9 protein-coding genes are annotated in these 21,202 nt (G+C 71.1%); 5 read left to right on the top strand and 4 right to left on the bottom strand.

What is annotated here, in order from left to right:
* Window positions 1-3 precede the first annotated feature (3 nt).
* Entirely contained in the window at window positions 4-255 is a 252-nt protein-coding gene (locus QJS31_RS01020) for an acyl carrier protein (RefSeq protein ID WP_039818864.1), read from the top strand.
* Here QJS31_RS01020 and QJS31_RS01015 read toward each other — a convergent pair.
* Genes QJS31_RS01015 through QJS31_RS01000 form a run of 4 tightly spaced genes read right to left on the bottom strand, consistent with a single transcriptional unit; the run spans window position 242 to window position 6,692 of the window.
* The gene (locus QJS31_RS01015) at window positions 242-1,597 is read right to left on the bottom strand and encodes a salicylate synthase (RefSeq protein WP_282780101.1); all 1,356 of its coding nucleotides are present in this window, start codon (window positions 1,595-1,597) and stop codon (window positions 242-244) included. The genes QJS31_RS01020 and QJS31_RS01015 overlap by 14 nt on opposite strands.
* The gene (locus QJS31_RS01010; protein ID WP_282780099.1) at window positions 1,597-3,183 is read right to left on the bottom strand and encodes an NAD(P)/FAD-dependent oxidoreductase; all 1,587 of its coding nucleotides are present in this window, start codon (window positions 3,181-3,183) and stop codon (window positions 1,597-1,599) included. Before QJS31_RS01010 ends, QJS31_RS01015 begins: the two co-directional genes overlap by 1 nt.
* Before the next feature lie 3 nt (window positions 3,184-3,186).
* Complete coding sequence (locus tag QJS31_RS01005; RefSeq protein WP_306355730.1) at window positions 3,187-4,998, bottom strand: ABC transporter ATP-binding protein; 1,812 nt, start codon at window positions 4,996-4,998, stop codon at window positions 3,187-3,189.
* Entirely contained in the window at window positions 4,995-6,692 is a 1,698-nt protein-coding gene (locus QJS31_RS01000) for an ABC transporter ATP-binding protein (protein ID WP_282785410.1), read from the bottom strand. The genes QJS31_RS01005 and QJS31_RS01000 overlap by 4 nt, the downstream gene beginning before the upstream one ends.
* Before the next feature lie 163 nt (window positions 6,693-6,855).
* Between QJS31_RS01000 and QJS31_RS00995 the strand changes: the two genes are divergently transcribed.
* From QJS31_RS00995 to QJS31_RS00980, 4 genes are read left to right on the top strand one after another with little or no spacing between them, the layout of a single operon-like run.
* Window positions 6,856-14,130, top strand: a complete 7,275-nt coding sequence (locus QJS31_RS00995; protein ID WP_306355729.1) for a non-ribosomal peptide synthetase — start codon at window positions 6,856-6,858, stop codon at window positions 14,128-14,130.
* Window positions 14,127-19,190 carry a non-ribosomal peptide synthetase gene (locus QJS31_RS00990; protein ID WP_306355728.1) on the top strand — a complete coding sequence of 1,688 codons (5,064 nt, stop codon included), beginning with the start codon at window positions 14,127-14,129 and terminating at the stop codon, window positions 19,188-19,190. The genes QJS31_RS00995 and QJS31_RS00990 overlap by 4 nt, the downstream gene beginning before the upstream one ends.
* A complete protein-coding gene (locus QJS31_RS00985) occupies window positions 19,187-20,137 on the top strand; it encodes a hypothetical protein (RefSeq protein ID WP_306355727.1) in 951 nt (316 codons plus the stop codon). The genes QJS31_RS00990 and QJS31_RS00985 overlap by 4 nt, the downstream gene beginning before the upstream one ends.
* Window positions 20,134-21,201: a Gfo/Idh/MocA family oxidoreductase gene (locus QJS31_RS00980; RefSeq protein ID WP_282786147.1), complete on the top strand. Its 1,068-nt coding sequence runs from the start codon at window positions 20,134-20,136 to the stop codon at window positions 21,199-21,201. Before QJS31_RS00985 ends, QJS31_RS00980 begins: the two co-directional genes overlap by 4 nt.
* Window position 21,202: the final 1 nt, after the last annotated feature.

Genomic DNA, 21,202 nt, shown 5'->3' with positions numbered 1-21,202 from the left:
CCCATGACCGCCGCCATGTCCCGCGACACCGCCGAGACCACGGTCCGCACCGCACTGCGCGGCTTCGCCCCCGAGTCCTATCTGCGGGCCGTGTCCGAGGACGACTCCCTGCGCGCCACCCTCGAACTCGACTCCATCGACTACCTGACCTTCATCGAACGGCTGTCCGCCGCACGCGGCGCCCGCATCGAGGAGGACGACTACCCGCGGCTGGCGACCATCCGCTCCTGCGTGGACTTCCTCACCGAACGGTAGGCGCGGCGACCGCGGGCCGACCGCCACCCTCCTCGGGTGATCGCGGCGCGGAGTGCGCCGGAACGACGTACGGTGCGACGCTGGCCAGCTTCTCGCGGGTCTCCTCGTGCTCACGCTCCGGTGTGGACGCCGCGACGATCCCCGCGCCCGCGCGCAACCAGGCCCGTCCCGCGCGCTGATAGACCGCGCGCAGGACCAGGGCGGCGTCGAGCGCGCCGGTGCTGTCGGCGAGCAGCACCGCACCGCTGTAGAGCCCGCGCGGCTCGGGTTCGAGCGCGTCGATCACCGCGCACGCCGCCGCCTTCGGGATGCCGGAGGCGGTGATGGCCGGAAAGACCGTGGTGAGCGCGTCCCAGGCGGTCCGCGAGTGGGCCAGTGAGGTTTCCACGCGCGAGCCCAGATGTTGCACGCTGCCACGATCCTTGACGGTGAGGAATTCGCTCACCCGGGTCGCGCCGGGCCGTCCGACCCCGGCCATCTCCTCGAATGCCAGTTTCACCGAGATGGCATGTTCGAACACCTCTTTCGGATCGCCCAGCAGTTCCGTGCGCAGCAGCTCATCGGACCGGTGCGCGCCGGTCCGGGCCCGGGTGCCCGCGAGCGGTTGGGTGGCCGCACGTCCGGAGGCGTCCGCCTCCAGCACGGTTTCCGGACTGAATCCGGCGGCCTGCCACCCGCCGAGGTCCAGCAGGAAGGAGCGGGCAGGCGTGTTGGCGCGGCGACCCGCGACGTAGGTCGCGGGCATATCCACCGGGAAGGGCACCTCCACGGTCCGCGACAGGATCACCTTCTCCAGCTCACCGCCGCGGATGCGCGCCACCGCCCGCTCGACCCGGTGCAGATAGTCCGGGTCGAGCGCGTCGACGGCGATCGGGGTCGTCGCAGCGTCGGGCAGGCCCGCGACCAGGTCCGCGAGCATCGGTTCCGGTGACCCGTCGTGGGTGTGGACGCGCACCGCGTCCGCGGTCACCTCGATCTCGATACCGGGCACCATCACGTGGGCCAGCACCTCGGCGGTATCGGCCGTGGTCGGATGCGCCAGTTCGAAACTGGCCCAGCCGAGCGCGCGCCACCGTGGATGCGGGCAGCGGCGCAGAGCGGTGTGGACCCGCGGCCACGGAGATCCGGTCCAACTCTCGGTGAACTCGCCGCCCACCGTCGAGTACAGCCAGCCGGGGCCGACCGTGACCGCTCCGACGGGATTGCCGCCGATGAGCCAGCGTCCCGCGCGCTCGTAGACCACATAGTCGCGCAGCAGCCCGGATCCGGCGATGGCGGCCGCGACCGCCGCCGGATCGAAGCGGCCCCGGATATGACTGTGTGCACTGCCGGTGCGGGTCATCAGGCGAACGACTCTCTGATCCGGTGCGGCGCTTCGGTGCGTGACCAGTGCATCACCCGCATCGCCAGCTCCTGGTTCATATCGAAGAACTTGATCTCGGGTTTGCCGTGCGGCATGTAGTCGGGCCAGAAGCGTTCCGCGTTGAGGTGATCGATGAGTTTGCCCGCGGCGACGCGCGCGTCGAGTTCACCGCGCTCGACGGCCCCGCAGATCGTCCGCGCCGTCACCAGCAGTTCCCGCAGCCCCCGCGCGAGCGCGGAGTCGCCGCCCTCGCGACCGCGGAACAGGCTGTCGTCCCGGCTGATCACGTACTTGCCGAGGATATGCTCCAGGCTGGCGGCCGCGTAGAAGCTGTAGGTGTCCCACACCCGGATCATGGCGTTCCACAGCTCGTAGTCGCGGAAGGCCACGTACGAGGCATAGACGAGATCGTCGTGGGCATCGAACAGGCGCTGCTGCATGCTGTCGATGTCGGCGAATCGTGCCGTGGCCCAGTCGTTCTCGCTCGCCGCGTCGATGATCCGCCGAGCGAGTGCGTTCACGATCTCGAACGAGTTGGCGATACCGCGAGAGAAGAGGGCGTCGACGGTGCCGGCGGCGGTCGCGGTCAGGCAGTAGCGGTCGCCCACCGTGCGTGACACCGAATTCTGCAGGCGTCCGGTGCTCACCCACGGCCGAACGGTCCGGGCGTCGCGGAACTGCCGCGCCACGGCGGGGAAGCGGCGCAGGAAGTCCTCGAACTCCCGCTCGGGCGCCGGGCGTTGTTCGGGGTCGGTGCGGTCGAGCAGCGTCAGCCCCACACTGCACAGCGGATTCCGGGACCGATCGTGGTTGTCGAACGGGATGACCCACAGCCAGCCGCCCTCGAAGACGTGGTGCAGGGTGCCGTTGTGCCACGGATTGGGTTGTCCGTAGCGGATGTCGGAGACCTCGTCGAACGGGGCGACGCCGACCATATGGGTGAACAGGGTGCGGGAGTGGGTGCGTGCCCGCGTCGGCTGCTCGCGCAGTCCGAAGCGCTCGGCGACCAGCGAATTGAACCCGCTGGCGTCGACCAGGTATCGCGCCCGGAACCGCTGTCCGGTGGTGGATTCGAGGGTGACGCCGTCGGCGGCGTCGATCTGGATGTCGGCGACGCGGGTGTTCAACCGGTGGGTGGCGCCGTAGCGGACGGCGGTGGTGAACAGGTAGGCGTCGATATCCTGCCGGAACCAATGGGATTCGTTCCGGAACCAGGTCGGCAGCACGATCTGGTTGGCCAGTGCCGGATCCGGTCGCCGGCCGTGGCGGTGGTAGACGAATCCGAAGTTCTGCTTCTGCCCGCACATGGTGCTGACGCGCTCGGTGGTGTCGCGGAAGTTCGACAGCGCCGCCAGTTCGGGCACGTCGTAGCGTTCCGCCAGCACCTTCATCATGACCGAGGCGTAGGGGATGACCGATTCGCCGAGGACGAAGCGGGGGTGCGTGCCCGCGTCGAGGATCAGCACCGCCAAACCGTGGCGGGCCAGGATCGCACCGAGCGTGCTGCCCGCGACCCCCGCGCCCACAATGGCGACGTCGTAGCGTGAATCGTCGTGTGGTGACATGGTTTACGACTCCTGTTCCACCAGTGCGGCACCGGTGTCCGACGGGGTGGTGGGTTCCGGGGCCAGACGCCATCCCTGGGCGCGGTCGCGGTCGCGCCAGAAACGCGCGTACCGCCCGCCCGCCGCGAGCAGTTCCCGGTGGCCGCCGGATTCGGTGACGGTGCCGCCGTACAGGAACAGCACCTGGTCGGCGCGGGCGAGGGTGGCGGGCCGATGGGCGATGACCAGCACGGTGCGGTGTTCGGCGAGCGTGAGCAGACCGTCGCGGATGGCGGCCTCGTTCTCCGGGTCGAGCGCGGAGGTCGGCTCGTCGGCGAGCACGATCGGTGCGTCCTTGAGCACCGCGCGGGCGATCGAAACCCGCTGCCGCTCACCGCCGGAGAGGATCGCGCCGCCCTCGCCGACCCGGGTGTCCCAGCCCTGCGGCAGCCGGGCGACGATCTCGTCCACGCGTGCCACCGCGGCGGCCGCCCGCACCTGCTCGTCGGTGGCGTCGGGGCGGGCGAGCCGGATGTTGTCGGCGATGGTGCCGTCGAAGAGATACACGTCCTGGAACACCAGCGACAGCATGGACATCAGGGTCTCGGTGGGGATGTCGCGCACATCGTGCCCGCCGATCCGCACCGCGCCCGCGTCGGTGTCGAAGAAGCGGGCGATGAGCCGCGTGACGGTGGTTTTACCGGCACCGGAGGGACCGGCCAACGCGGTGAGCTTCCCGGCCGGGATGGTGAACGAGACATCGTCGAGCACCGGCGGATTCGTGCCCGCGCCGCCGTATCCGAAGCTGACGCCGTCGAAGTCGATGTCGGTGCGCTGCGGACGCAGCGGTGCGGCCGGTTCGGGCAGCGGTCGGGTATCGAGTACCTCGCGTATGCGCAGTAGGTGGTTGCGGGCCACCTTCAACGCGCTGCCGAGTTCGGCGGCGGCGATCATCGGTTCCACGAACCGGACCGCGAGCACCAGCAGGGCCAGCAGTGTCGGCGTGTCCAGGGATCCGCCCACGGCCAGGTAGGTGCCGTACCAGAGCACCACCGTGAACACCGCCTGCACCACGAGGGTGAAGCTCACCAGGCCGGGGACGGCGGCGGTGACCAGCCGGCGGCCGGCATCGCGTTGGGCGGTGAGGGCGTCGTCGAGCGCCGAGAACCCGCGCACGGTCTGGCCGCACGACCGCAGCACCCGTTGCGCCTGCGCGTATTCCACCACGCGGGTGCCCGCGGCGGCGGTGGCGGCGTGCGCGCCGTTCTCGGCGCGCTCCACCAGTCGGCCGGTGAGCCGGTACGCCAGCACGATCAGCGGGGTCATGGCGAGGACGGCGAGCGCGATCCGCCAGTCGAAGACGAACATGAGCAGGACCACCGTGGCGGGGGTGACGACCGCGGCCACGAGTGGCCGGACCAGATTGGCGGTGGCGTTGGCCACCTGGAGTACGCCCTCGCTGGCCAGGGTGCCGAGTTCACCGACACGCTGCGCCCCGAACCAACCCAGCGGCAGCGTGGCGAGGTGGTCGCCGAGTCGGTGGTGCAGCGTCCGCAGCACCGCTCCGCCCAGTTCGTAACCGGATCGCGCGCCGTACAGGAACAGCACGCCGTACCCGACGGCCGTGATCGCGAAGGCCACCAACCAGGGTCGGGCGTCGCCGGGCTCCGGGCCGAGCAGTGCGCGCAGCACCGGCACCAGCAGGGCGAACGCGATGCCCTGGGCGACCGCGGTGAGCACGGTGGTGATCAGGGTGCGGCGCAGCAGCGTCAGGCTCACCGCCGGTGTGCTGTCGGTGCCCCGCTCGGACATGGTCTTCACCAGTAGGCCGATCATGCGTCGGCTCCCTTCCACGTCGCCCACATGGCCGCGTACCGGCCATCTCGTTGCAGCAGTTCGGCATGGGTGCCGCGCTCGGCGACCCGGCCGCGGTCGAGCACGACGATCTGGTCGGCCTCGGTGATGGTGCCCAGCCGGTGGGCCACTACCAGGACGGTGCGCCCGGCGGCGAGCCGGGACAGGCCCTGCTGGATGGCGGTCTCCGATTCGGGGTCGACCGCCGCCGTGGCCTCGTCGAGCACCAGGATCGGGGCATCGGCCAGTAGTGCGCGGGCGATGGAAACACGCTGCGCCTCACCGCCGGAGAACGCCGCGTCCCGGGTGTCGTAACCGTCGGGCAGGGCGCGGATGCGTTCGTCGATGGCCGCCGCTCGCGCCGCGTCGGCGACTTCGGCGAGCGTGGCCGTCGGCCGCGGCAGGGCGATGTTGTCGCGCACGCTCATGCGCAGCAATCGCACCTCCTGGAAGACGAAACCCACGCTGCGGTAGAGCGTTTCCTCGGAGAGCTCACGGATATCCGTGCCGTCGAGCGTTATTCGCCCCGTATCCGGATCGTGGAATCGCGGAATCAGCCCGGCCAGTGTGCTCTTGCCCGACCCCGAGGCCCCCACGACGGCGGTGACGGTGCCGGGCCGCAGTTCGAGGTCGATATCCGACAGGGCCGCGGTCTCGCCGTCGTAGCTGAAGCCGACGTTCTCGAACCGGAGAACGCCGCCGGTGCCGTTGCGGTGCGCGGACGGGGCGGCGGTGCCGTAGGGCAGCGTGGGCGTCGCCAGCAGCGCCCGGATATCGGTGGCGGCCCGCATGCCCGTCTGCACGGCTTGTCCACTCTGGCTGAGGGTTTGCAGCGGAGCCGACAACGCCAGCCCGAGCAGTGCGAACGGCAGCAGATCCACCGCGTCCAGGTGTCCGGTCGTCACCAGGACCGTACCGCCGACGAGGATGACCGCGAGCATGCTCACCGGTGACAGGGCCAGATTGGCCGCCGCCGATACCGAGCTGACCCGGCGCATCCAGGCGATGAAGAAGTCACAGAACTCGTCGGTGGCCTGCCGGTAGCGCCGATGCGCGCGCCCGGTCTGGCCGAATGCCTTCACCACCGCGATCCCCTGGACGAATTCGACCGCGCTCGTGCTGATGGCCGCCATGGCGTCGTTGTAGGCGCGCATGCCCGCCCCGAATCCCGCCATGGTGCGCCGGTACAACTCGATGCCGATGACGAGCGGGATGAGTGTGATCACAGCCATGCGCCAGTCGACCCAGAACAGGTAGACCAGGCAGACCAGCGGAACCACCAGGGCATTGACGATCTCCAGGGCGGTGTGCGCGACCAGGTGGTGCAGGGCGGTCACGTCGTCGCCGACGGCCTTGCGCACGTCACCCGCGCCGCGGTCGTCGAACCAGCCGAGCGGCACCCGGCCCAGGTGCCGGGCGATCGAGCGCCGGATCGAGAGCTGAATGTCATTGTCCGCGTAGTGCGTGAGCGATGCGGCGAGCAGGGACAGGCCGAGCCGCGCGGCCAGGGCGATCGCGGCCGCGATCACCGGTGGCCAGGGCGATTCCGCGGCCAGCAGCCTGCGCCCCAGTTCCGCGACCGCCACGAAGGGCACCACGCCCGCGACCGCGGCGAGTAGCTGGCAGCCGATCGCCGCCAGCAGCCGGGTCCGGCCGGGCTGTATCAGTTCACGCATCGTCGGTCTCCCACCCGCTGGGCCTCCTGGTTCATCGCGCCGATTCGACGGTCGGCCGAGCGCAGTGGTTCGGTCCGTCGAACTCTGATACTACTGTTAATGAAAATCATTGCCGTTTAGGCTAGCCTGTGCGCGCACCACTTTCCAGTGAGGAGGGCCGCCGATGTCGTTATCGGCCTCCGATGTAATCGTTGCCGTCGCAACGGTTCTCGATGTACCACCGACAACACTCGATCCCGAGGAGGATCTGCTGCAGCGTGGCCTCGACTCGATCAGCGCCATGGCGCTGGCCGGGCGGTGGCGGCGCGCCGGATCGGGGGTGCGCTTCGTCGACCTGCTCGAGCGGCCGCGGCTCTCGGCCTGGGTGGAGATGGTCGCCGAGCGTGCGGCGGGCCAGCGCGATGCGGCTGCCGAGGCCGCCGACGCACCGGAATCGGGGCGCGCGTTCCGGCCGGATTCCGGCGCGGGTGTACTGCCCGCGTCGAACCACGAGTCGGCCGTCGACGAACCGTTCGACTTGGCGACCATGCAGCACGCCTACTGGGTCGGTCGGCAGCCCGGCCAGCGCCTCGGCGGAGTCGCGGCCCACTTCTACAACGAATTCGACGGTCGGGACGTGGATCCGGGCCGATTGGAGGCCGCGGTGACGGCGCTGCTGGCGCGCCATGACATGCTGCGCGCCAGCTTCGACGCCGACGGACGCCAGCGCGTGCTTGCGCGCAGTCCGTGGAACGGCTTGCGAGTGAACGACTTCCGGTCCGATCCGGCCGGGCTCGAACGACTGCGAGCGGAGCTCTCGCATCGGCAGCTGGACGTCGCGCGCGGCGAGGTGTTCGACATCCAGCTCTCGCTGACTCCCGACGGCACGCGCGTACACGTCAACCTGGATATGCTCGCCGCCGACGCCCAGAGCCTGCGCATCTTGTTCTCCGACCTGGCCGCCCTGTACCGCGACCCGCGAGCGCCGCTGCCCGAACTGCGCTACAGCTATCGCCGCTACCTCGCCGAGCATCGCGAGCTAGTGCGCAATCGGCCGGAATACCGCGCGGCGCAGGAATACTGGCGCGGGCGGCTACCCGAACTTCCCGGCGCGCCCAGTCTTCCGCCCCCGATTGTTTCCGCACCGCCCGCCTCAGCGCCGAGTGCTCCAGCGTCGGTCGCTTCGGTCTCGGGGCGGGACGAGACTCGGGTGGTTCGCAAGCATCATCGGTTGTCGCCCGATGCGCGCGGGCGGCTCGAGTTGGGGGCTCGACAGCGGGGGATCACCCCGGCCGTGGCCATTGCCGCGGTGTTCGCCGAGGTCGTCGGCGCGTGGAGTGCGCAGCCGTCCTTTCTGCTGAATGTGCCGCTGTTCGACCGTGAGCCCCTGCACCCGGATGTCGCCGGGTTGGTGGGCGACTTCACCTCGTCGGTGTTGGTGGCGGTGGACACGGCGGTGCCGGGTACCTTCGCCGAGCGCGCGTCGGCCCTGCAACGGCGGTTCCGCGCCGACGCCGCGCACGCCGACTATCCCGGCGTGGACGTGCTCCGCGATCTGAGCCGCCACCACGGGGACGCCCAGCTCGCGTCGGTCGTCTACACCAGCGCCCTCGGCTTGGGTGAACTGTTCGCGCCGCAGGTGCGCGCGTGCTTCGGCGATCCGGTCTGGATCATCTCGCAGGGACCGCAGGTCACCCTGGACGCGCAGGTCACCGAGTTCGACGGCGGCCTGCTCGTCAACTGGGACGCCCGCCGCGACGCCTTCGCCCCCGGTGTCCTGGACGCCATGTTCACCGCCTACACGAATCTGCTCGACCTGCTCGTCACCGACGCCACCGCCTGGGACCGCCCGGTGCCGAGGCTGCTGCCCACCGAGCAGCGCGCCGTCCGCGACGCGGTGAACGCCACCACTTCGGGTACTGGCTCGAATGATGCTGGCGGGCTGCCGGATTCGGTCGGCGCGACGCTACACGAGCCGTTCTTCGCGCTGGCCGACAGCAGGCCCGGCGCACCCGCTGTGCTGTGGGGTGAGGACGGCTGTCTCACCTACGGTGAGCTGGCGCGGCGGGCGCGGGCGATCGCCGCGGACCTCCCGGCCGGGCAGCTGCTGCCGGTGCGGCTGCCGAAGGGGCCGGATCAGATCGCCACGGTGCTGGGGATTCTCGCGGCCGGGTCGGCCTATGTGCCGGTCGGCGTCGATCAGCCCGCGCATCGGCGCGAGCGGATACTCCGGCATGCCGGACCGCTGCCCGCGGACGAGGCGGAGGGGTTGGCCTATGTCATCTTCACCTCCGGATCCACCGGAGATCCCAAGGGCGTGCGGATTCCGCACAGCGCCGCCGTCAACACCATCGACGATCTCACCGAGCGCTTCGCCCTGACGAGCCGGGACCGCACGCTGGCGGTGTCGGCGCTGGACTTCGACCTGTCGGTCTTCGATATCTTCGCCCCGCTGCGCACGGGTGGCACGGTGGTGCTGGTGGGGGAGGAGCAGCGGCGTGATCCGGCGGCGTGGGCCGAGCTGGTCATCCGGCACGGCGTGACGGTCCTCAACTGCGTTCCGGCCGTGCTGGACATGCTGGTGTCGACCGCCCGGGAACTGCCGCTGCGGACGGTGCTGGTCGGCGGTGACCGGGTGGGCGTCGACCTGCCCGCCCGCCTGCACGCGGCCGCCCCCGACTGTGTCTTCGCCGCCCTCGGCGGCACCACCGAGACGGCCATCCACTCCACCGTCCAGCTCGTGACACCCGAGGCGGCGCACGACTTCCGCGATCCCGCCGCCGGATGGGGCTCGATTCCCTACGGCACGCCGCTGCGCGAGGTGGCCTGCCGGGTGGTCGACCCGCTCGGCCGCGACCGGCCGGACTGGGTGGCCGGTGAACTGCTGATCGGCGGTGCCGGGGTGGCGCGCGGCTACCTCGGCGATCCGGACCGCACCCGGGAGCGCTTCGTCGACGGCTGGTATCGCACCGGCGATCTCGCCCGCCACCGACCGGACGGCACCCTGGAATTCCTCGGCCGCATGGACCATCAGGTCAAGGTGCGCGGCCACCGCATCGAGCCCGGGGAGATCGACGCCGCACTGCTCGCGCACCCCGCGGTGGGCCGCGCGGTCACGGTGCTCGCCGGTACCCGGCTGGCCGCGGCCGTCACACCGGTGAGCGAACCGGTCGATGGGACCGCCTTCGACCCACCCTGCGCGGCGGCCACGGATCAGGTACCGGTCGTGCACGCCACGCTCACGCGGCTGCTCGATGACGCGAACCACATTGCCGGGCGCTTCGAACCGCTGGTGGAACGGTGGCGGGAGTGGCTGCGCGACAACGGGGCACGGGTCTCGACCGTCACCGCGCACACCGGTCGGGCGGCGCTGGACCGGGCGGACGGGTCTGTCGAGCCGCTCTCGGCGGATTCGCTGCCAGTCGACGTGCTTCCGGTGGGTTCGGTTCCGGCGAGTGTGCTTCCGGCGGAACCGCTCCCGGTCGAACCGTTGGCGCGCGTGCTGTCGGGGGAATGCGACCCGCTCACGCTGCTCGACCACCCCGTGCTAGCGCCCACGACGCTGCTGTGGTCGCTGCCGGAGACCACGATGGCCCTGGACGCGGTCCTGGATGTGGTGCGCCACCTGTCGGGCCGGACCGCACGGCCGGTGCGCGTCGCCGAACTGGGTGACAACCTCGGTGACCGCCTGCTGGCCGCGATCGACCAGGACCCCGCGCTGGCGGCCGACGCCATCGAGTACACGCGCCTCCCGCGCACCGGGCAGATCCCCGAAACCTTGTACGGGCAGTGCGATCTGGTGCTCGCCTTCGCCACCCTGCACACCTATCCCGATCCGGCCGCCGGGTTGTCGGCCGCGGCGTATCTGCTGCGCCCCAAGGGCGCGCTGGTGCTGGTCGAACAGCCCGAACTGCCCCCGCTGGGACTGCTCTCGGCAGCGCTCCTCGAGGGCGGCTTCCCGGGCGGCGATCCGATGCTCGCACCCCGGCGCTGGCAGGAACTGCTGGCCGCGAGCGGATTCGCCGTCGAGCAGGCCGCCGCGCACGGCAGCCTGTTCAGCCTGACGGCCGCCTGGACCGGAGTCCCGGTGGATACCGCCGATCTGGCGGCCTTCCTGGCCGAGCGGCTGCCCGAACCGATGCGGCCCGACACCATTCGGGTGCTGCCTCGGCTGCCGCTGTCCGCCAACGGCAAGATCGACCGGGCCGCGCTCACCGCGCTGCTCGCCGCGCCCGAACCGACCGTCGCGGTGACGCCTCCGGCCACGGCCGCGGAACAGCGGGTCGCGGCGGTGTGGTCGGAAGTGCTGGGCGTCAACGGCATCGGCCGCGAACACGACTTCTTCGCCCTCGGCGGCGACTCCCTGCTCGCCACCCGGATGGTGGGCCGTTTCACCGGAATGAAACTCGCCGAGCTCTACACGCACCGCACCGTAGCGAGTTTCGCCGCCCGGCTGCGTGCCGACGACGCGGCTGGCGTTCGTACCGTGACCGCGGATCTCGCGGCGCGGTACGAACCGTTCCCCGCCTCCGATATCCAGCGCGCGTACTGGATCGGGCGCGGCAGCGGAGCGGCCCTCGGCGGTGTCGGCACCCACTACTACAGCGAATTCGACTGCCCCGACCTGGATGCGGAGCGGTTCGAGCGGGCGTGGCGGGCGCTGATCGCCCGCCACGAGATGCTGCGGGCGGTCTTCGACGCCGACGGCAATCAGCGGATCCTGCGGGTCGCCGACCTGCCGGAGTGGCGAATGCGGCGGGCGGACGGCGATATTCGCGCACTCATGTCCCATCAGGTGCTCGATCCGCACACCTGGCCGCTGTTCGACGTGCGACTGGGCTCCGACGGCCGCGTCGGCATCAGCCTGGACAATATCGTGCTGGACGGGCTGAGCATGATGATCCTGTTCTCCGAACTGGATCTGCTCTACCGGAATCCGGACGTCGAACTCGCGCCGATCGAGGTCTCCTTCCGCGACTACATGATCCAGATCCGGCCCGCGGCGGGAGAGGAGTCCCGCCGGTACTGGCTGGACCGGATTCCCCAACTGCCGCCCGCACCGAGCCCGCCGCTGCGGGTGGATCCGGCCACCGTGGGCGTGCCGCGCTTCGTGCGCCGCTCCGGTCGGCTGTCGGCCGACGCGTGGGACAGGCTGCGGCGCACGGCCCGCGCGGAGGGTCTCACCCCGACGACGCTGCTGCTCGCCTGCTACGGCGAGGTGCTGGCCCGATGGTCGGGCCGTCCCGACATCACCGTCAATGTCACCCTGTTCGACCGCGTCGCGGCGCACCCGCACATCAATCGGGTGCTGGGCGATTTCACCTCCCTGCTGTTCACCGAATTCCGCAGCGCGGCCACGATTCTCGACTCCGCCAGGCGGCTGCACGAGCGCATGTGGTCCGATCTCGACCACCGCGACGTCTCACCCATGTGGGTGCTGCGTGAACTCGCCCGCCATCACGGTGAACAGGTCGGTTTCCCGGTCGTGTTCACCAGTGCGCTCGGGGTGGCCGAGGACGGGCTGTCGCTGGACCCCTCCGGCTTCGGCGAGAAGGTGTGGGCGATCTCGCAGACGCCGCAGGTCTGGATGGACCTCCAGGTCCACGAGGCGGACGGCGGGCTGGCGTACGCCCTCGATACGGTGGACGAACTGTTCTGCGAGGGAACGGTTCCCGCGTTGTTCCAGGCGTTCGAAGAGCTGGTGCGGGAGCTGGGCGACCGGGCCGCGACCACGGTCTCGTCGCCCGTCGCGCCCGACCGCGGCATCGGCACCGGACGAGCACGGCACGGCCTCCTGCACGATGCCTGCTTCGCGCAACGGCCGGACGCCGTGGCGCTCGTCCACGAGGGCGGCAAGGTCACCTACGGCGAGCTGACCGACCGCGCCCTGCGCATCGCCGCGACGCTGCCGCCGCACCAGGTGATCGCCATATCGCTGCCGAAGGGCCCCGATCAGATCGCCGCGGTACTCGGTGTTCTCGCGGCCGGTTCGGCCTACCTGCCGATCGGCGTCGACCAGCCCGCGGCGCGACGGGAGCGGGTGCTCACCGCCGCCGGTGCCGATATCGTGATCGACGATATCGAACGGTTCCTCGCCCCCGCCCCCGCGCCCGCGGCGGCACCGGTGCCGACCGCGCCCGACGCGCTGGCCTATGTCATCTACACCTCCGGTTCGACCGGGGAGCCGAAGGGCGTGGAGATCACCCACGCCGCCGCGTACAACACCGTCACCGATATCAACGAACGCTACGGCGTGGACTCCCGCGACCGCGTACTCGCCGTCTCCGCACTCGATTTCGACCTGTCGGTGTACGACATCTTCGGTCTGCTGTCGGTCGGCGGCACACTGGTGCTGATCGACGAGGACGCGCGCCGCGACGCACGGACCTGGTCGCGGCTGGTGAGCGAGCACCGCGTCACCGTGTGGAACACCGTCCCGACCCTGCTGGACATGCTGCTGGCCGCCACCGACACGGCGACGTTGTCACTGCGGCTGGTCCTGGTGTCCGGCGACTGGGTGAACCTGGACTCACCCGCCCGGCTGCACGCCGTCGCACCCGACTGCCGATTCGTCGCCCTCGGTGGCGCGACCGAGGCCGCCATCTGGTCCAATGCCTGTGAGGTGCACGAGGTTCCGGAGCACTGGACCTCGATCCCCTACGGTCACGCGCTGCGCGGACAGCGCTATCGCGTCGTGGACGACCTCGGCCGCGACTGCCCGGACTGGGTCGCGGGCGAACTGTGGATCGGCGGGGCGGGCGTGGCGCGCGGCTACCGGGGCGACCCGGAGCTGACCGCCGCGAAGTTCGTCCCGCACGACGGTGTGCGCTGGTACCGGACGGGGGACCGGGGCCGGTTCTGGGCCGACGGCACCCTCGAATTCCTCGGCCGCACCGACCACCAGGTCAAGATCCGTGGTCACCGCATCGAACTCGGCGAGATCGAATCGGCCTTGGTGTCGTACCCCGGCGTCGCCGACGGTGTCGCCGTGGCGACGGGTGCGCGGACGCGGCGGCGATTGGCCGGATTCGTCGTACCCCACCCCGACGGCCCGGCGCCGGACACCGATGCGCTGCGCGAACATCTGCGCGGCCTGCTGCCGGCGTACGCGGTGCCGCACGCGCTCGCGGTGCTGGACGCGCTGCCGCTGACCGCCAACGGCAAGGTCGACCGGCGGGCGCTCGCGGACTTCGATCACGAGATCACCGTGGACCCGCCGACCGGCCCCACCGAGACACTGCTCGCCGCACTGCTCGGCGAACTGCTGCGGGTGACACCGGGCCGCGACGACAACTTCTTCGCACTCGGCTGCGACAGCCTCATCGTCACCCGCCTCACCGAACGCCTGCGCCGAGAGCACGGCATTCGACTGACCCTGCGCGAAGTGTTCTCCGCGCCGACCATTGCCGACCTCGCGGGGTTCATCGACACCCGGCGAATCGAGGAAGGGGAGCTGTGAACAGCCCAACCGACACCCATCCCGCCGATACCGTTGCGGCCGAAGCCGATCCGGCCCAGCTGATCGCGCGCCTGCGCCGCCTCGGCATCGAATTGTGGACCGAGGAGGGCGCACTGCGCTACCGCGCCCCGGCCGGAGTCTTCACCGACGCGGACAAGCAGACATTGAAACGGCACCGTGACGAGGTCATCGCCCTGCTGTCCGCGCAGCGCACCCTGACACCCGCCCCGGAGCAGCGCTTCGAACCGTTCCCGCTCACCGATGTGCAGTCGGCCTACCTGCTCGGCCAGACGGACGCGTTCGAGTACGGCGGCGTCTCCTGCCACGGCTACCTCGAAGTCTGGCTCGGCGACGTGGATCCGGAGGCGGTCCAGGCGGCCTGGGCCGAACTCGTTCGCCGCCACGATATGCTGCGCGCGGTCGTCGACCCGACCACCGGAACCCAGCGGGTCCTGCCCGAGGTGCCGCCGGTGCGGGTGCGCCGCGACGACTCGGCGGAAGGGGTACGCGCCGAACTGAGCCACGCCCGCTACGACGCCGCGCACTGGCCGCTGCACACACTGTGCCTGACCCCGGGCTGGCTGCTGCACATCTCGGTCGATCTGCTCATCGCCGATTTCGCGAGTGTGCAACTGCTGGTGGGCGAACTGCTGGCCCTGCTGCGCGGTGAGCCGCTGCCGCCGATCGATATCTCGTTCCGCGACTACGTACTCGCCCAGCGCGCCCTGCGGGACGGTCCCGACTACGCCGAGCACCGCGACTACTGGCTGGACCGGCTCGCCGACCTGCCGCCCGCCCCGGAACTGCCGCTGGCCGCCGATGGTGGAGGATCCGAGTCCTCCGTCCGCTTCCACCGGCTCCAGCGGCGAATCCCTACGGTTCGCGACAGTGCGGCCGCGCACGGCGTCACGACCTCGGCCCTGGTGCTCGCCGCGTACGCCGAAGCCATCGGACGGTGGAGCCGCAACCCGCGCTTCACCATCAATATGCCGTTGCAGAACCGCCTTGCCCTGCACGAGCAGGTCTGCGCCCTGGTCGGTGACTTCACCTCGGTCAACCTGCTGGAGGTCGATCTCACCGAGCCGGTGCCGCTGGTCGAACGGGCGCGCCGACTGGGCGCCAGGCTGCTGTCCGATATCGACCACCGGCTCTACTCCGGGGTGGAGGTGCTGCGCGAACTCGGCCGCCGGGCGGCCAGCGACGCCACCGACAGCGGGCGGGCACTCATGCCGGTGGTTTTCACGGGTGTGCTGGGCGGCGGTACCGAGGTGCGGTACGGCATCAGCCAGACCCCGCAGGTGTGGATCGACTGCCAGGCCGTGGAGCAGGACGACACCATGCTCGTCAGCTGGGATGTCCGCGAGGGGGTGTTCCCGGACGGACTCGCCGAGGCCGCGTTCGACATGTTCGCGGCACTGCTGACCGGACCCGCCGACATCGGCCCGCCGTATCCGCTGCCCGCCGATCAGGAGCGAATCCGGCAGGCGGTCAACGACACTCGCGCCGACCTGCCCACCGGCCTGCTGCACGAACCCTGGCTCGCGGCGGCGCGCCGCCACGGCGACCGCCCGGCCGTCATCGCCGGGGGCCGGGTGCTCAGCCACGCCGAACTGCTCATGCGCGCCCGGCGAGTCGCCGCGTCGCTGCGCGCCGAGGTGCGGCCGGGCGATCTGGTGGCCGTCACCATGGACAAGGGCCTCGACCAGATCGCCGCGGTGCTGGGCGTCGTGCTCGCCGGGGCCGCGTACGTTCCGGTCGACACCAATCAGCCCGCCCCGCGCCGCGCCGCGATGCTCGACGGAATCGACCACGTGCTCACCGAGATCCCGGAGACCGGCGCGGATGTCGCCGAGCCGCCGTCACCCGGAATCGACCCGGACGCGCTCGCGTACGTGATCTACACCTCCGGGTCCACCGGCACCCCGAAGGGTGTGATGATCTCGCACGCGGCCGCGCGCAACACCATCGAGGACATCAACTCCCGATTCGAGGTCACCGAGCACGACCGGGTGCTGGGGCTGGCCCAACTCGGATTCGACCTGTCCGTGTACGACATCTTCGGCGTGCTGGGCGCGGGCGGCTGCCTCGTCCTGCCCGATCCGGACCGGCGCGCCGATCCGTCGCACTGGGCCGAACTCATCACCGGCCACGGCGTGACCATCTGGAATTCCGTTCCGGCCCAAGCGCAGATGCTCGCCGACTATCTGCCCGGCGACGCGCCCTCGGTGCGGGTGGCGTTGCTGTCCGGCGACTGGATCCCGGTGGCGCTGCCCGCGCAGCTGCGGGAGCGGCTGCCGAAGGCGCGGCTGATCAGCCTGGGCGGCGCGACGGAGGCGTCGATCTGGTCCATCGGCCACGAGATCGAAGACCTGGCACCGGGGGCGACCAGTGTGCCCTATGGAAAACCCTTGGCCAATCAGCGTTTCCGCATTGTCGACGCGCTCGGCCGGGACTGCCCGGACTGGGTGCCGGGTGAACTGTGGATCGGCGGCGCGGGAGTGGCGCTCGGGTACCGTGATGATGATGGGTTGACCGAACGGAAGTTCGGCGACGGCTGGTACCGCACCGGCGATCTCGGGCGCTATCTGCCCGACGGGACCATCGAATTCCTCGGCCGCGCTGACAATCAGGTGAAGGTGCGCGGGCATCGTATCGAACTCGCCGAGGTCGAGGCGGCACTGGCGGCGCACCCGGAGGTCGCGGCGGCAGCAGTGGTGGTCCAGGGTGAGGGTACCGCGCGGCGGCTGGTGGCCTTCACCGAGTCCGCGCTGCACCAGGCCGGTGCCGAGGTCCTGCGGAAGTCCGCCGCCGGTGCGCCATCGGGAGAAGTCGAGGCCGAGCGAATCGCCGACTTCGCGCACGCGCTGGACGCGGCCGTCCTGGCCGACGCCCGCGCCGCCGTCGACGCGGTGGCCGATCACGAGGTCGCCCCCCGCCACCGTGAGCTGCTGCGCCGCTGGCGAAACGTGCTGCGGGACAACCCGTCCCCTGAACCTACCGACGCCCGCACCGCCGCCGCTGCCTCGGTCGCCGATCGCGGCGCGACCGGTGTCTGGGGGCGAGTGCGGGAACTGACCGTGCCGGACCTGTGTGACGAGCGGCTGATCGACTATCTGCACACCTGCGCGCAGTCCATGCCCGAGGTGTTGCGCGGTGAGCTGGATCCCATGACGCTCATGTTCCCCGACGGGGGGATGGCGGTGGCCGAGGCCGCCTACCGGACCAACATCATGACCCGGTACCTCAATGCCGTCGCGGCCGAGGCGGTGCGGCGGCGTGCGCCGCGCCGGGTGCTCGAGGTCGGTGCGGGGGTGGGCGCGACGACGGCGGAGGTGCTCGCCGCCGGATACGCGCCGACCCGCGACTACGTCTACACCGATGTGTCGCCGTACCTGCTCGAGCACGGACGCGCCCGCTTTCCCGGATTGACCTTCGCCCGCTACGACATCGACGTCCCGCCCCGCGAGCAGGGCTTCGCACCGGAGTCCTTCGACCTCATCCTGTGCGCGGGCGTGCTCAACAACGCCCGGCACACCGGCCGCACCCTGGGCTGGCTGCGTGAACTCCTCGCACCCGGCGGCACCCTGGTGATCACCGAGCCCACCCGGGAACATCACGAGGTGCTGGCCTCGCAGGCGTTCATGATGACCGCGCCGGAGGACCAGCGCGCCGACACCGGGCGCACCTTCCTGACCCGCGAGGAATGGCTGTCCGAACTCGAGCCGTTCGGACAGGTGACCTGCCTTCCGGAACCGGGACACCCTCTGGAACCGCTGGGGCAGCACGTTTTCGTCGCCTGCCCCTCGATCACCGATCGGCTGCGCGCCACCCTGCCCGACTACATGGTTCCCGCCGTGATCGAAACCCTGCCCGCACTGCCGCTCACCGACAACGGCAAGGTGGACCGGCGCGCCCTGGCGGCGCTGGCCGATATCCGCACCGCCGCGGCGGATCGGGCGACCGGAACGGACGACGAACCCCGCGACGAACTCGAGCGTCAACTCGCGGGCATCATCGCGGATGTGGTGCGCCGCCGCCATATTCCGCGCACCGCCAATCTGTTCGGGCTCGGCGCGGATTCGGTCATGCTGAGCCAGATCGCGGGCCGGGTGCAGCAGGAGGTGACCCTCGCGCACCCGCTCTACTTCGACAGCATCCTGCGCCAGCTCCTCCATCAGCCCACCCTCGCCGACCTGGCCGGTCACCTGCGTGCGGCCGGTGACCCCGAATCCGCCGCTCCCGCAACGCCGCTGGTGGACCTGGGCGGCCCGCCCAGCGACCCGCACCCGGTCATCGTCCTGGTGCACGAGGGGCTGGGCACCATGGCCCCCTATCAACGGCTGGCCGCGCGCCTGTCGGCGACCCGGCGGGTGCTCGGCCTGGCGGTGCCCGACCCCCGCGCCTTCGCCGAGATCGCCCCGGAGGTCCTCATCGACCGCCTCGCCGCGGACTACGCCGACGCGCTGCTCGCGGCCGGGCACACCACCATCCGCCTGGTCGGCTACTGCCTGGGCGGCCTGCTCGCCACCGAGGTGGCCCGGACCTTCACCGAACGCGGCGGCAGCGTGGACCGGCTCACCGTGATCAGCAGCTACCCACCGGAATTCGAGGTGGAGGAGCCCATGGTGCTGGAGGGCACTTTCGCGCAGGCGCTCGGAGCCGACCCCGCGACACTGGGATATCCGGGCGACACCGAGGAACTGGGTCGCGCCCTCGCCGGTATCCTGGCCGCCACACCGGGCCGGATACCCGCCGGATCACTCGATTTCGGCGGCCTCGCGGAGTTGTCACCGGAGGAGCGGATCGCGCGGATCACCACCGACCCGCACCAGTTCGCGGTGTTCCGCAACAGCTTCCAAGCGGCCAGTCGGCACGCGCCGCCGCTGTACGCCGGTGACATCACCCTGCTGCGACCGCGCGAGGGGATGCGGTTGGTCTCCGGCATGTCCGGCGATCTCACCGACTACTGGTCCACGGTGTGCCTGGGTCGGCTCGATGTCGTGGAGATTCCCGGCAACCACTTCACCTGCCTGGCCCACGACCTCACCGCGCGGCTGTGACGGCCGGTCCCGTCATCGGAGTGCTCGGCGCGACCGGAGCCGTCGGGTCGGCCCTGCTCGGCATGCTCTCCGATCACGCCGTGCGGCCGGGCACCCGAGCGGATTTCACCGACCTGCGGCACTGGGCCACCGGCTGCGCGGTGGTCGTGAACTGCACCGGCGTGCCCGTCGCGGACCGGATACACAGTGCCGGAGCCGATTACGTCGACCCGGCCGCGCGGCCCGGCGAGTTGGCTGCGCGGCCCGGCGAGTTGGCTGCGCGGCCCGGCGAGTTGGCTGCGCGGCCCGGCGACTTGGCCGCACGGCCCAGCGATCCGGCCACACGACCCGGCGATCCGGTTGCACGGCTCGTTGGTCAGGCCGCACGGCCCGGGGGTCCAGCAGGCCCGGGCCGGGACGAGCGGATCGCCGTCTACGACGCCGGTGCCATGCCCGGGGCGGCCGGATTGCTGCCGCGCTACCTGGCCGCCGCCCGCGGGGTGCGGCCCGCGCGGCTATCGGTGACCGCGGGCGGCCTGTACCGGTTCACCCCCGCGGCGGCACGGGAGTTCCTCGCGACCTCCGACGGATGGCGGGAGCAGGCGGCCCGCGTCGATCGGGCACTGGGGCTCACCGGCTCCGACTGGAGCACCCGCTTCGACGGCGACTGCGTGCGGCGCCTGCTGCGCGGCGGTGCGCCGACGGTCGAACAGCTCTTGGCGGCAGCCGCCGCGGATACCGCGGGCCGAACCGAATATCTGGTCATCACAGCGGAATTGACCGATGTGGACGGCACGGTCCACCGCGCGCGGCTGCGTGCCGGGTCCGACCTCACCGCCACCATCGCGGCCACCACCGCCCGCGCCGTCCTGGACGGCGAGATCCCGCCCGGCAGCCACAGCGCCGACGATGTGCTCGACCCGCTCCGGGTGATTCCGCCATTGCTCGGCGAGGAAGGAACACTGTGAAAGTCCTCGTGTGCGGTACCGGCTTCGGCCGGGTGTACCTGCGCGCCCTGGAACGAGAACCGTTCCAGCTCACCGGCATTCTCGCCCGGGGCGGCGAACGCTCCCGCGCCTGCGCGCGGGAGTACGGGGTGCCGCTGCACACCGCGCCCGACCAGGTCCCCGACGGTGTGGATCTGGCCTGTGTGGTGGTGCCCAGCGGCGTCGGCGGCGGCCCCGGAGCCGAACTCGCCCAGGCGTTCCTGGCGCGCGACATCCCGGTACTGCTCGAACATCCGGTGCGCGCCGACGAACTCGCCGACTGCCTGCGGGTCGCCGCGCGGCGACGAGTCATGTTCGGCGTCAACACCTTCTACCTGCATCTGGAGCCGGTGCGTCGGTTCCTGGACGCGGCGCACCGACTGCTGCGCACCCACCCGGCGACCTTCGTGGACGCCAGCTGCGCGGTCCAGGTGTCCTACGATCTGCTCGACATCATCGGGCAGACCCTGGGCGGACTGAGCCCGTGGGCGCTGGAACCGTCGGAGATCTCGCAACGACTGCACGGCCTGGCCCGGTCGGCGTTCACCGACCGGTGCGTCAACGCGGTCATCGCGGGGGTGCCGGTCACCCTGCGGGTGAACAACCAGGTCGTACCCGATGATCTCGACCATCCAACGCATCTGCGGCACCAGGTCACCCTCGGCACCGAGGCGGGCACCCTGGTGCTGGCCAGCACCCACGGGCCGGTGCTGTGGTGTCCCGCCGTCCACGTGCCCAAGGACAGCGGCACCTTCGCCCTCGACGGAGTGGACGCCACCCCGACGGTGGCGTGCCTGGGGCCGTCCACCGCGCCCGGCGTGCGGGACGTCTTCGACCAGGTGTGGCCGGACGGAGTGCGACATTCGCTGCTGACCATGCGGCAGGCCATCGCCGACGGCGTCGACCCCCTCGCGGCGGGGCAGTACCACCTGACGCTGTCGCGGCTGTGGTCGGAGCTCACCCGCGGACTGGGCTACCCGCTGCCGGTGCGGCGGGCGCCCGCGCCCGCCGTGCGGATCGACGAACTGCTGCCGGAGAGGAGCTGAG

Origin of the sequence: Nocardia sp. CC213A (assembly GCF_030766805.1) — a bacterium.
Lineage (GTDB): Bacteria > Actinomycetota > Actinomycetes > Mycobacteriales > Mycobacteriaceae > Nocardia > Nocardia otitidiscaviarum.
Note: the sequence above shows the minus strand (reverse complement) of the source record. Positions and strands in the feature narration are given on the sequence as shown.